Raw genomic sequence first — 14,894 nt, forward strand, 5'->3', positions numbered from 1 at the left:
AGACAACATGAAATCATTCTTCATAACAACTGCATGTTTATTTATTGGCTGTATTGTGTGTGCACAACAACGTCCACCTGTTATCAGTTCACCCGATGTAAATGCTGATGGCAGCGTTACTTTCAGATACTATTCACGAACAGCACAAACTGTACTGCTGAAAGGAGAATTTCTTTCTGCTCCGCTTCCGTTTGTAAAAGATACATCGGGCATTTGGTCTGTTACGGTGAAAGATATTAAGCCTGATATTTATCCCTACAGTTTTCATGTAGATAATGTTGAACTGGCCGATCCAAACAATACCTACATCTTCGCCAACGAACGTTTCAAGAGAAGTATTGTTGACGTTCCTGGCAAAACGGCATTGGTTCATTCATTACAAAATGTACCACACGGGAAGATCAGCTATCGCTATTACAACTCGGCAACATTAGGTACTACACGCCAGTTGTTGGTGTACACACCACCGGGATTTAATACCAACAGCAAAACAAAATATCCCGTTTTGTACTTGATTCATGGCGGATCTGATACAGAAGAAACATGGACAAAAGTTGGTAACGCAAATTTCATTGCAGATAATTTGATGGCACAAGGCAAAGCAGTGCCGATGATCATTGTAATGCCGTACGGTAATGTTCGGCCCAAGCCAATGCCCGACTTTACAAAGGATGTGATGAACGATATCATTCCATTTATTGAAGCAAACTATCCTGTGTATACTGATAGTAAACATCGTGCAGTAGCAGGCTTTTCTGTTGGTGGCGGACAGACACTCAACATCGGTTTAACCAACACCGACAAATTTGCTTATATCAGTTCATATGCTCCGTTTACTGCGACAGAAGAGTTTCAGAAAAATTTTGCCAACTACTCACCCGATGCAGAAAAGATCAATCAACAGGTAAAACTTTTTACCATCAGCGTTGGCACAGAAGATTTCTTATACGAACCGGTAAAGAAGAACATTGCCATGTTTGAAGAGAAAAAGATCAAACTGAAAAGTTACATCGTACCCGGCGGACATACATGGATGAATTGCAAACTGTTTTTAGCAACTACGCTCCAGGAAATATTTCGATAAAAATATAACTATCTCTTTAACCTTAAAACCTGACATATGAATCGTAGATCAATTTTTTTATTCGCTTCGTTGCTTGTAAGCACAATGTGTTTTGCACAAACGGAGATCAAAGAAGATTTTAAACCATCTCCATTTAATCAACCTTTTCAGGCATACCCACAGGTAAACTCACAAGGTTATGCAAGGTTTCGAATTTATGCACCCAATGCAGATAGTGTAAGAGTTAGTCTTGGCCTGGGTGGACAAGGAGGAACAAAATTACTGAAGGCAGATAGCGGTTATTTTATTGGAACTACTGCAGGCCCGATGGATGAAGGTTTTCATTACTACAGGGTAAATGTTGATGGTGCTACGTTTAATGATCCCGGCACCGGATTCTTTTATGGATCGCAACGTTGGGAAAGCGGCATTGAAATTCCTGCAAAAGACCAGGATATGTATGCATTGAAAGATGTACCGCATGGCAATATGCAGCACATCATTTTTCCTTCGAAAAGTACCAACACACAAAGAGCTGCGATTGTATACACTCCTCCGGGTTATGAAAAGGGCAATACAAAATATCCTGTGCTCTACCTGCAACATGGCTGGGGCGAAAATGAAACTTCATGGGCTGTACAGGGAAAAACAAACCTCATCATGGATAACATGATTGCATCAGGAAGAATAAAACCTTTCATTGTAGTCATGACATATGGTATGACGAATACCGGTATGCCAATCGGTCGCAGACCAACGCCACCACCTGCTCCGGCTGGTACAACAACTCCTCCTCCTGCTCCTCCGGCTGGTGGTGGAATGCGTGCACCGGGCATTGTTACTACAGGAATTACGGCAGGTGAGGTAACCGGTGTAGATGCATTTCAAACTGTATTACTCGATGAGTTAATTCCTTACATCGATGCGCACTTCCGCACAAAAGCCGAGAGAGATAACAGGGCGATGGCCGGTTTATCAATGGGTGGTTTTGAAACGCATACCATCACACTGGCAAAGCCGGAAGTATTTGGTTATTGGGGATTATTAAGCGGTGGCAATTATACACCTGCGCAACTGGAAGGTAAAATGAAACCAAAATATATTTTTATTTCCTACGGAAGTAAAGAAACCCGTGGTGCGGAAGCGCTTCCTAAAGTAGAAGCAGATTTAAAAGCTGCAGGTTATAAAGTGGCTACTTATGTTTCTCCGGGCACAGCACATGAATTTCAAAGCTGGCGGAGAAGTTTATACGAAATGGCGCCATCTCTTTTTAAATAAGTATCCGCTTACAACCGGTTCATTCAACGCAGATAAATTTCGATCATGATAAAAAAACTAGTTAGTGCTGTTATTTTAATTTGTTCAATGGTGCATGTGCAGGCACAGGAGATACTGAAGCAGATGCCGAAAGGATTTGATGAAGTGCGTACAGAAATTGCAAAGGGAAAGATTGATACGATCACCTATAATTCAAAAACAGTAGGTGCAAACAGAAGAGCGCTTGTGTACACTCCACCAGGCTTTTCTAAAAAGAAAAAATATCCTGTACTGTATCTATTACATGGTATTGGAGGTGATGAAAAAGAATGGCTCAATGGCGGAAAGCCACAGGTAATTCTTGATAATCTTTATGCAGAAGGAAAGCTGCAACCAATGATCGTTGTAATGCCAAATGGAAGAGCCATGAAAGACGACCGTGCAACAGGTAACATCATGGCGCCCGATAAAGTACAGGCCTTTGCAACATTTGAACAAGACCTGTTAAATGATCTCATCCCATTTATTGAAAAGAAATTTCCTGTTTACAAGGACCGTGAAAACAGGGCGATCGCAGGTTTATCAATGGGCGGTGGACAATCGTTGAATTTCGGATTAGGAAACCTTGATCGGTTTGCATGGGTAGGTGGTTTTTCTTCAGCCCCCAATACGAAGTTGCCAAACGAATTAGTGCCCGATCCTGCAAAAACAAAGCAACAACTGAAATTATTATTTATCTCCTGTGGTGATAATGATGGTTTGCTTTCGTTCAGCAAACGCACACATGATTACCTGCGTCAAAACGAAGTGCCTCATATCTATTACTTAGAACCGGGCGGTCATGATTTCAAAGTTTGGAAGAATGGCTTGTACATGTTTTCTCAATTCCTGTTTAAACCGGTAGATGCATCACAGTTTTCGAAGTACACGGTGTTGGGAACAGCAGCAGCAACCAATATCCGTTCTGCAAAATATCCGCAGGTATTGCCTGATAGTCGTGTGCTATTTCGTATCAAAGCTCCTGATGCACAAAAAGTGCAGATCGATCTGGGAAAGAAATACGATATGCAAAAAGATACCGGTGGTTACTGGATCGTTACTACCGATTCCATCAGTGAAGGCTTTCATTATTATTCATTGTTGATTGATGGTGTTGCAGTAGCTGATCCTGCCAGTGAAACGTTTTATGGAATGGGACGCATGGCAAGTGGTATTGAAATTCCATTTAAAGGCGATGGTTATTATGCATTGAAAGACATACCGCATGGCGATATCCGCATCAAGAAATATTTTTCTCCTGTTACACGTTCGTGGCGTCAATGTTATATCTACACGCCGCCGGGTTATGATGCGAATACCACAACAAAATATCCTGTATTGTATTTGTTACATGGTGGCGGCGAAGATGAACGTGGCTGGGCCATGCAAGGCAAAACAGATATCATCCTTGATAATTTAATTGCGGAGCAAAAAGCAAAACCCATGATCATTGTGATGATGGATGGCAACGTTTCAGCAGGCGGCCCCGGTGGTTTTGGCGAACAGGCTTTACGTGCTTTTGAAAATGAATTAAAGCAAACACTCATCCCTTTCATTGAAAAAAATTATCGTGTTGCAACAGATGCAAACAGCAGAGCATTAGCTGGTTTGTCAATGGGTGGTTTACAAACACTGCATGCAGGTATACGCAATACAAACATGTTTGCTTATCTCGGTGTATTCAGTTCAGGATGGTGGAGTAATCAACCTGCGCTTTCCAATCCGCAATATGAATTCATGAAAACAAATGCAAGTGCCATCAATACAAATCTGAAACAGTTCTGGATCGCCATGGGTGGCAAGGAAGATATTGCCTGGAAGAATTGTCAAACCATGATGGAGCGGTTTGATGAAATGAAAATTAAATACACGTATAGCGAATATCCCGGCGGACATACATGGCCGGTATGGAGAAACAACCTGTACAATTTTGCACAATTACTGTTCAGATAATATCAGCACAAGTTGAATTTTAAAAATGTATTAAACAGAAATATAGTAGTGAATAAACTGTGAGCAGAGTGCTATAGAAAGATTCTCTCATTGATAAACCATAAAACAACGATCGCTTTATGATCTTGAAACGATTGTCAGCCAAACTCAGCTTTGCAGTTGCTGCATTGCTGTTGTTGTCTTTTTATATCAGTTGCAACAGCGGGGCATCCACGTATAACCATACTACATGGTCGCAATACGGTGGTGGTCCCGATCAATCGAAGTACTTCGATGCATCTGAAATTACGAAAGATAATGTGGGGCAGTTGCAGGTAGCGTGGATGTATAACTCTGAAGATAGTATGTCTTACTTTTTCAGTCCGATTGTTGTGGACAGCATGATGTATGTGATGGCGAAAAACTTTTCACTGGTGGCCGTGAATGTAAATACAGGTAAAGAAGTTTGGATCCACACGAAGCTGATGGGTTTATCAAGAAGAGGAATCAACTATTGGGAGAGCAGCGATAAAAAAGACAAACGACTCATCTTTACGTTGAATAATTCGTTGCAGGCGATCGATGCCGTTACGGGCAAGAGTATTCTGAGTTTTGGCGATAGTGGTTATGTTGATCTGCGGCAGGGCCTTGATCGTGATCCTTCTTCTATCAGAAGAATGCAATCCATGATGCCGGGCATTATTTACAACGACCTTGTTATACTTGGTTCAGCTCCCGGCGAAAATTATTTTTCACCACCGGGTCATATAAGAGCTTACAATGTAGTTACAGGAAAATTAGAATGGACCTTTCATACCATTCCGCATCCGGGTGAATTTGGATATGATACCTGGCCAAAAGATGCTTACAAATATGCAGGTGCTGTAAATGTGTGGAGTGAAATGTCTGTTGATGAAAAAAGAGGCATTGTGTATCTGCCGCTGGGTTCTCCCACGTATGATTATTATGGAGCCGATCGCATTGGTGCCAACCTGTTCGGCAATAGTTTAGTAGCACTTGATGCAAAAACGGGCAAACGAATCTGGCACTACCAAACGGTGCATCATGATCTCTGGGATTATGATCTTGCTTCTGCTCCACAGTTACTAACGGTGAAGAACAACGGAAAAGAGATTGATGCTGTTGCAGTTGCTACCAAGCACGGTTTTATGTTTGTGTTCAATAGAGAAACAGGTGAACCACTTTTTCCAATCGAAGAAAAACCATTCCCTGCCAGCAACATGCCCGGCGAACATGCGTGGCCCACACAACCCATTTCTTCATTACCTGATTTTACAAGGCATGCTGTAACCAAGGAAACACTCAATCCATTTTTTCCTGACAGCATCAAACAACAATGGCTCAAGCGTCTTGATTCATCAAAGTCCGGTTTATATCTTCCTCCATCAGATAAATATGAAACGGTGATGATGCCCGGTGCATTGGGCGGTGCCAACTATGGTAATACTGGTTCCAACCCCGGCAAAGGAATCATGTATGTGATGACACAGGAATATGCATCCACCTATAGATTAAAAAAAGTACTTCCTCCTTCAGCGAATTTGTCGAACGATGAAGTAAAACGAGTGAAAGCATTTTATACCGCAACCTGTAAAACCTGTCATGGTGCTAATATGGAAGGAGGTCTTGCACCAACATTGGTAAATGCAGGCCAGCGTATTTTTTATGATGAGTTTAAAGGTATTGTACTGAATGGTCGTGGACAGATGCCAGGCTTTGTGCATGTGGATGAGCAAACAATTACTGCATTATACCGCTATCTCGGAGGAAATCCTGCACGACCAAATTTCTCCAGAAGAATAGATACCACTTCAAAAGTAAATGGACCGGTGGTTGCATCAGGTGGTGCTAAAATAAAACCAGATGCAAACCGTAGTGCGCCCATGTTTGATTATCCCGAAGGAGTAGATCATCCGGTTGATCGCTATACAACTGATTATGGGTTAGACTGGATGGGATTATTATCACCTCCCTGGTCATCATTGGTTGCTTACGATTTGAATACCGGTACCATCAAATGGAGAAAACCAATTGGTGAAGATTCACTTTACAGCAAAGGCGATAAAACAACCGGGGCACCGAGTGGTGTTTTACGAAAAGGAATGGTAGTTACATCAACAGGAATTGTATTCACTACTGCAAAAGGTGGTAAGCTGTATGCATTTGATGCAGAAGATGGAACTGTTTTATGGGAAACAACATTGAGTCATGAAACCAATGGGCAACCAATCATGTTTACAAAAAATGGTAAGCAATATTTAGTCGTAAATGCAACGGGCACATTTGCGAAAGACAGCTATAATCAAGCTGCTAAACCCGGTGCTTTGCCAAGAGGTTATCTGGTTTATGCATTACCCGACATTAAAAAATAAAAGTACTGTTCTGCATATTATGAACTGTTAAACAAGCAACATGAAAAAATTATTCATCCCTTTCGTTATACTCGCAGCACTTCACACAGTTGCGCAACCGCTTCAGCAACGGATTGTTTTGAATGATCCGACAAAATACAGGATGTTGTCTGCTGTGCATGCCGGTGCAGGTGAAATGGGATTCACACAATTGATCGGACGTACGGAACTTTCAACCAATTTTCTTTATCTGCATGTTGGTACCATAAAAGCGAAATCGGGAATCGGCCATCATTTTCATCACGGTATAGAAGAAATGTATGTGCTGCTCAATGGAGAAGCACAATTCACCATCAACGGTCGTACATCAAAAATAAAAGCTCCGGCTGTGGTGCCCTGCAAAGCAGGCGATTCACATGCAATTTACAATGCATCAAACGAACCTGTGCGTTGGATGAATTTTGCAGTGAGTCAACAAAAAGGAAAATCGGATGCATTTGATTTGGGAGATAGTCGTGTTGGCGCATCACTTGATCCCGTACCTGTTTTTGTTTCAGGTAAACTGGAAAAACTGCCAACCAATAATCAGAATGTACCGCCCGGTTTTAAACCTTCGATGAGCAGACGGGTTTTTGGTCCTGATATTTTTTCTACCAACTGGAACCATGTAGATCACATTGTTATTCCGGCCGACAGTTCAGTAACACGTCAACTGAACGGTATTGAAGAAGTGTACTATGTCATAAAAGGAAAAGGAACTGTTACGTTAAATAATCAAAACGCAACGATAAAACAGGATGAATCCTTTTTCGGTTTGCTTGGTGAACAACCAAGTATTAGCAACAATAGCAAAGAAGATCTTGAGCTATTGGTGATTGGTATTGCTGCATCCAAACAAGATTATCTGACGATCAACAAACCATTGATCAAACCCAAAGCAATGGCTTTGCAAATGGAATTTGTTGTGCCGAAGGAAAATGCAGAAGCGTTTGAAAAAATGTACTACTCCATTTATGTTCCTGCGATGAAAGTTCAAACCGGTTATCTCGGATCGAAATTACTTCGGCTGTTTCCTGAAAACAGATCAAAAGAAATTCAGGCCGAACCTACTGCTTACAATTATCAGATACAAATATCATTTGATACGGAAGAGAACCGCAGAAAATGGGTAGCAAGTAAACAACACGATATTGCCTGGCCTGCAGCATCCGGTTTGGCCACACAATTCAAGTGGAAAGGCTATGATGTAATGGGCGATGATGAGCAACGATAAATAATGTAAATGTTTTTTCGATCACCTGTCATATTAGTCAGTATGCATTTGTGTGTTGCTGTGAGCAGCAGTAACGCACAGGATATGCAACCAACTTCATCACTCGTTTATCCGGGTGTTGATGGTAAGCTGTTGTATGTAGCTGATAGCATCGGAAATGTGATACCAGATTTTTCCAACGCAGGTTACAAAGCTGGTGGTGTTCGTATTCCCTATGTGGCAGCGAAAGTAACTGTTTGGCCGGTGCAAGGCGATAATTCAAAATTGATACAAGCAGCAATTGATCGTGTTGCTGCAATGCCGGTTGAGGCAACTGGTTTCAGAGGAGCGGTGCTGTTGAAGATGGGCATTTATCATCTTGCAAAACCCATTTACATCCGTGCATCGGGCATTGTACTTCGTGGAGAAGGAATGAGTGATCTTGGTACGATTCTCATTGGTAAAACAAATGAACAAACGCAGGGGCCTGGCTTTCGTCAACCGGCACTCATTAATGTAGCCGGAGCTGCAGGTGCTGTGGAAGCAGGGGAACCAAAACAACTGATCACTGATCAGTATGTTCCTGTTGGTGCAAAAAGTTTCAACGTTGGTTCAGCAAAAGGATTCAAGGTGGGCAACAAAATTCTCGTTCGCAGATATGGTAACGAAGAATGGATCAAAGAACTTGGACAGGATACATTATCGGTTGGGCGATACCGTTGGAAACCTTTCACGATCACTTACGACCGGGTGATCATTGCCATCAATGGTAATACAATAACAATTGATGCGCCTGTATTTTGTGCCATTGAAACCAGGTGGGGCGGTGGAGATATTGTGAAGTACACTGATACCGGTCGTATTGAACAGATTGGTATTGAAAATTTGAGAGCCATCTCTGAATACAATCCATCAGTCAGAAGAAAAGATTATGGCAACATGGATCGTGGATCATACGACGGGCCCGGTTCTAAATATGAAGGAGACGAATACTACGCAGACGAAAATCACTATTTCAATTTTATCAATTTCAGCAATACAAAAAATTCATGGGTGCGGAATATCAGTGCCTTACATTTTGGCAGCAGCGTTGTACTTACAACAGCCGGCACCAAATGGATCACAGTGCAGGATTGTGAATCAAGAGAACCTGTTTCCATGCGTGCAGGTGCAAGAAGGTTTACTTATCAACTGAATGGGCAGTTGAGTTTGGTCCAGCGATGTTATTCGCAAAAAGGACGGCACTCGTTTGTAATGCAATCTTCTTCCTCAAGCGGAAATGTATTTCTCAATTGCGAAGCAACACAACCCTACTCTTCCAGTGAGCCTCATGCAAACTGGGTAAATGGTGCGTTGTATGATAATGTAAAAGCTCCGCTTACTGCAAGGTTCTGGAAAGATATCAGCATTGGTTGGGCTGGTGCAAACATTGTATTCTGGAATTGCGAAGGCGATTTTTTGATTCAACAGCCACCAACTGCCCAGAATTATTCCATTGGTCACAAAGGTATTGCATCGGTGATCTTTAACAGGGCACTGCAGGATCTTTCCAAACCCAATGGTTATGTGGAAGGGATGGATCAGCATGTAGCGCCACGAAGTCTTTACCTAACACAACTGAAAGAACGGCTGGGTGCAACTGCAGTAAAAAATATTGGGAAAGATGAAGAAAGTTTTGATTAGAAAAAGAAACAGATAAATACTTAAAAAATTAAACGAACGAATCATGCGGTTACACACATTCAAATCCATTTTACATATAAGCGCATTGTTGCTTTTTTCCTTTGGTCTTTCAAACTGCAACGCTGTACCCGAAGCAGCTTGGGAAAAAACAAACAATGAACTCATCAAACAGCATCAACTCAAGAAACGTACAATTGCAGGCTTACCAGCTTCAACAGTAGAATCAAATATTGAACCTGCGAAAGTAGCCAATCTCGATCAGTTAGACAGTACTGTGCTGCATACAGGCGTGTCGGCAAAAATTTTCTGGGGAGCTGGAAACATGGTGGCTGTATTACAACTTCAACCAAATGCGATCATACCAGAGGAAGTATTAACTGCAGACAGGTTTCTATTTCTGCTGGAAGGAACGGTTGAACATACTGTTAATGGCACCACGCTTTCAATGCTGTCACAAAAACGTGAAAGCCCGGATGGAACGCATAGCGGCACACCACGAACAGATTTTATTTATTCAGAAAAAGGAACAACAACTACGATTAAGGCTGGTGCTTCAGGAGCAAAGCTGCTGGAAGTGTACAGTCCGTTGCGTGCTGACTATCTGCAAAAAGCAGGTATTGCAAATGCACCAAAAGAAATTCCTGATTTGAAGAATGTGATGCAACCAAATATCACAGCAAACAAACTATATGATCTGTATAACCTGCAACTCACCACACTTACACCTGATGCACATTCACGGATATTATCAGGACGAAATATGCAATTGAGTTTTATCTCGATGGATCCGGGTTCTGTTTTTCCGCATCATATCCATCCGGAAGAGCAATTGATGTTTGTGTTGCGGGGCGATTGCCGTGAAATATTATTGGATGGTGAACAGGAAATGAAAATAAACAGTATGGTGCGTATCCCCGGTAACATGGTGCATGGTGCAACGATTGGTGAGTTGGGTTGTGATGCATTGGATATTTTCTGGCCTGCACGGGAAGATTATCTTGAAAAAGAAAAAGCAAGACTTGCAGCGTATCATGAAATTATTCCTGCAGATGCAAAACCGGAGTTGTTGGTTGATGGTAAAAAGACAAAACCGGAATTGTTTTTTACAGAAGGACCGAAATGGATGAATGGAAAAATTTATCTATCGAATATGTTCTTTGATCAGAACTGGGGCGCAAATCCAAAGAAAAGTTCAACGGTTGAACTTGATCCCAACGGAGCATACCGGAATATTTCGGAAGGAAAAATGCAAACCAATGGATTGTATCCTTATAAAAACGGGAACCTGATTGTGTGTGACATGATGGGTCATCGTGTTGTGGAAATGACCACGAAGGGTGAAGTGGTAAAAGTATTGGCCGATAAATATGAAGGCAAATCAATTGACGGGCCCAATGATGTGATCACCGATGCGAAAGGTGGTTTTTATTTTACCGATCCGCAGTTTACCATGGAGCCAACAAAATTTCAACCGGGCCGTGCAGTGTATTATGTTTCACCTGAAGGAAAAATGACAAGGCTTGTGCAGTCCAATGAATTTGCAATGCCGAATGGAATATTATTATCTCCCGATGGTAAAACACTTTACATCAACAACTGCTACGATAATGAATCGTGGTATCCGGTTAACAGCGAAAAGGATAATTATATCTGGGCCTATGATGTAAATGCCGATGGCAGCATCAGTAACGGACGAAAGTTTGCCACACTGTTCCTCACAGAAAATGTATTGGATCGAAAAGGAAAATCATCGAGTGCCGATGGTATGGCCATCGATACAGATGGAAATATTTATGTAGCCACTTATTATGGTGTACAGATATTTAATAAGAAAGGAGAATTTGTTGGTATGATCAATCTTCCGTCATTCCCTGTAAGCTTATGCTTTGGAGATGCCGATCTCAAAACCTTGTACATTGTCAGCTACAGTAAAGTGTACAAGATCAAAACAAACAAAAAAGGATTTATTCAGTATTTATAAAACGCAGGTTCATTTATACGAAAACACAATATGAAAATTAAACCAGTTATACTCGCCGCATTTCTCTTTCTTTCAACATACACAACCGTTGTTGCACAGGACCCTAATTTTTATATTTTCCTCAGCTTTGGTCAATCGAACATGGAAGGCTATGCAAGAATTGAAGCACAGGATACAGTGAATGTTGATCCACGCTTTCAGGTATTGGAAGCAGTTGATTGTCCTGCTATCGGCAGAGAAAAAGGAAAATGGTTCACGGCTGTTCCTCCGTTGTGCCGTTGCAGAACCGGTTTAACACCTGTTGATTATTTCGGAAGAACATTGTTAGCGAACCTGCCTGCCAATGTAAAAATCGGTGTGATCAATGTTTCGGTTGGTGGTTGTAAAATTGAATTGTTTGATAAAAACAATTACCAAACTTATACGGCAACAGCACCCAACTGGATGCTGGGTATGTTAAAAGAGTACGATGGTAATCCTTATGGCCGTTTGGTTGAAATGGCAAAGCTTGCACAAAAACAAGGTGTTGTCAAAGGAATTCTGCTGCACCAGGGCGAATCAAACAATGGTGATACAACTTGGCCTGCGAAAGTAAGTATGGTGTATAAAAATCTGCTAAGCGATCTGCAACTCACTGCACAAAATGTTCCTCTATTGGCAGGAGAAGTAGTGCATGCAGAACAAGGCGGTGTTTGTGCAGGCATGAATACCATCATCAATCAGTTGCCTGCTATCATTCCAACAGCACATGTTATATCATCGAAAGGTTGTGCCGATTCGCCGGATAATCTTCATTTCAATGCAGAAGGCTACCGTGAATTTGGAAAACGATATGCAGAAAAGATGCTGACACTCCTGGGTTATACGATGAAGTAAGAATAATAAAAAGGATTAATTTTTTAAAGTGATTATGAGTCTGATTCGAAGTACAATACAAAAGAAGTTATTGCATGTATGCATTGGCGGTTTGTGTTTGTTGCAAACAGTGAACGCACAGGATAAATTATATCCCAATGCATTTGCCTTACAGGATGTTCAATTGTTGAAGGGCCCGTTTCAGCATGCACGTGATCTGAATATTCAAACATTGTTACAATATGATACAGATCGTTTGCTGGCCGGTTACAGAAAAGAAGCTGGTTTGCCTGCAAAAGCAACCATCTTCGCCAACTGGGATGGATTGGATGGTCATGTAGGCGGACATTATTTGTCAGCGTTGGCAATGAACTATGCAGCCACAGGTAATGCTGAATGTAAACGCCGCATGGAATATATGATTGCTGAACTGAAACAATGCATGGATGCAAATGCTAAGTTGCATCCGTCGTGGGCAGTTGGTTATGTAGGTGCAGTGCCAAATGGAAAAGATCTTTGGCCAAAGATCAAAGAAGGTGATGCAAGTGCTATCTGGAAATATTGGGTGCCCTGGTACAACGTACACAAAATGTATGCAGGCTTAAAAGATGCATGGATGTATGCAGGCGATGAAGATGCAAAAAAAATGTTCCTGCAGTTTTGTGATTGGGCAATTGAAATTACAAAGGCATTGAGCGATGCAAAGATGGAAGAGATGCTCGGCAATGAACATGGTGGCATGAATGAAGTATTTGCAGATGCCTATCAAATAACAGGCGATCAGAAATATCTTTTTGCAGCCAAACGCTTTTCGCACAGGCAAATTCTAGAACCATTATCGGTAAATAAAGATGAATTGGATAATAAACATGCCAACACACAGGTGCCCAAAGCCATCGGTTTTCAACGCATTGGTGAGCTGGCAAATGATCAAACTTATTTGAATGCCGGAAGTTTTTTCTGGGAAACAGTTACGAAGAACCGGACACTGGCATTTGGCGGAAACAGCAGACGTGAATTTTTTCCAAGCGTAGCTGCATCACATGAGTTTGTAAATGAAGTGGAAGGACCTGAGAGTTGCAACTCGTACAATATGCTCAAGCTTACACAAGATCTTTTCCGTCTGCATCCATCAGCAAAATATATTGATTATTACGAACGCACTTTGTACAATCATATCCTCTCCACGCAACATCCGGAACATGGAGGCTATGTATATTTTACACCGGCGAGGCCACGTCATTACAGAGTGTATTCAACGCCGAACGAAGCTATGTGGTGTTGCGTGGGAAGCGGCATGGAAAATCATGGCAAGTACAATGAGTTTATTTACACGCATCAAAATGATTCTTTGTTCTTAAATCTTTTTATTGCATCCGAACTCAACTGGAAAAAGAGAGGCGTAAAGCTGAAACAGGAAACAAATTTTCCGTACGAAGAACAAACAAAACTTACTGTTACAGAAGGTGCTTCTTCTTTTTCGTTGCTCATCCGTTATCCATCATGGGTGAAACAAAATCAGGTGAGCCTACTCGTGAATGGAAAACCGGTTCAATTCCAGGTGAACAAGGATTCTTATATCAGTCTTCGCCGCAACTGGAAGAAAGGTGATGTGGTATTGGTAAAACTGCCGATGCAGACAAGGATCGAAACGATGCCGAATGTGCCCGAGTACATTGCATTTCTGCATGGCCCTGTATTGCTTGCTGCAAAAACAGGTACAGAAGATTTGAAAGGACTTACGGCCGATAACAGTCGCTGGGGGCATATCGCTCACGGAAAAAAGTTGCCCATCGATCAGGCACCTGTTATTGTGAGCAATAATCAATCTGCTGTTGTTGCGGCAGTAAAACCGGTGAAAGGGAAGCCATTGCATTTTACACTATCAGGTGTGGAAATCAAGAACAACAGTCGGTTGGAGTTACAACCGTTTTACCAGTTGCATGATGCAAGGTATATGATGTACTGGATGAGGTTGACAAGCAATCAGTACAAGCATTACATTGATTCATTAACAGTGATAGAGCAAAAGCGCATAGAATTACAAAAGCGTACCGTTGATGCTGTTACTCCCGGTGAGCAACAACCGGAAGCAGATCATTTTATTCAACAGAATAACTCAACTACAGGAAATTATCTTGATGCTTTCTGGCGGTCGGCACGCAGCAATGGTTATTTCAGTTATCAATTGTCAACAAATAGTGAAACGACATTGAAACTACTTGTTCGCTATTGGGGTGCAGAAAAAGGAAACCGCACTTTTGATATTTATGTTGATGATGAAAAACTTATTACAGAAAATATCAACGGCAAATGGAATGTTCAACAGTTCAGGGAAGTTGAATATGCTATTCCTGCTTCTATGCTCAAAGGAAAGAAAACAATACGGGTAAAGTTTCAGGCATTACAGGAACACACGGCGGGGGCAGTGTATGATGTGAGATTAGTAAAAAAATAAAA

Annotated in this window: 9 protein-coding genes; all 9 read left to right on the forward strand. The window is 41.6% G+C overall.

All coding sequences use genetic code 11. The features are described from left to right. A partial coding sequence (locus tag VK159_RS11945) for an esterase (protein ID WP_324230367.1) occupies positions 1–1,084 on the forward strand: 1,084 nt, incomplete at its 5' end. Between the two features lie 36 nt (positions 1,085–1,120). Next, on the forward strand, positions 1,121–2,341 hold the full coding sequence (locus VK159_RS11950) for an alpha/beta hydrolase-fold protein (protein WP_324230368.1): 1,221 nt from the start codon (positions 1,121–1,123) through the stop codon (positions 2,339–2,341). A 45-nt stretch (positions 2,342–2,386) separates the two neighbouring features. Then, a complete protein-coding gene (locus VK159_RS11955; RefSeq protein ID WP_324230369.1) occupies positions 2,387–4,312 on the forward strand; it encodes an alpha/beta hydrolase-fold protein in 1,926 nt (641 codons plus the stop codon). A 119-nt stretch (positions 4,313–4,431) separates the two neighbouring features. Continuing rightward, the gene (locus tag VK159_RS11960) at positions 4,432–6,684 is read left to right on the forward strand and encodes a PQQ-binding-like beta-propeller repeat protein (RefSeq protein WP_324230370.1); all 2,253 of its coding nucleotides are present in this window, start codon (positions 4,432–4,434) and stop codon (positions 6,682–6,684) included. Positions 6,685–6,724: 40 nt separating this feature from the next. Continuing rightward, on the forward strand, positions 6,725–7,936 hold the full coding sequence (locus VK159_RS11965; protein ID WP_324230371.1) for a cupin domain-containing protein: 1,212 nt from the start codon (positions 6,725–6,727) through the stop codon (positions 7,934–7,936). 42 nt (positions 7,937–7,978) lie between these two features. Beyond that, entirely contained in the window at positions 7,979–9,598 is a 1,620-nt protein-coding gene (locus VK159_RS11970; protein ID WP_324230372.1) for a hypothetical protein, read from the forward strand. Between the two features lie 43 nt (positions 9,599–9,641). Further along, complete coding sequence (locus VK159_RS11975) at positions 9,642–11,579, forward strand: SMP-30/gluconolactonase/LRE family protein (protein ID WP_324230373.1); 1,938 nt, start codon at positions 9,642–9,644, stop codon at positions 11,577–11,579. A gap of 30 nt (positions 11,580–11,609) precedes the next feature. Then, positions 11,610–12,455: a sialate O-acetylesterase gene (locus VK159_RS11980; protein WP_324230374.1), complete on the forward strand. Its 846-nt coding sequence runs from the start codon at positions 11,610–11,612 to the stop codon at positions 12,453–12,455. Between the two features lie 34 nt (positions 12,456–12,489). After that, positions 12,490–14,892 (forward strand): glycoside hydrolase family 127 protein, encoded by a 2,403-nt coding sequence (locus tag VK159_RS11985; protein ID WP_324230375.1) that lies wholly within the window; start codon positions 12,490–12,492, stop codon positions 14,890–14,892. The last annotated feature ends 2 nt before the right edge of the window (positions 14,893–14,894 follow it).

It is taken from the genome of Lacibacter sp., from assembly GCF_035299325.1.
GTDB lineage: Bacteria > Bacteroidota > Bacteroidia > Chitinophagales > Chitinophagaceae > Lacibacter.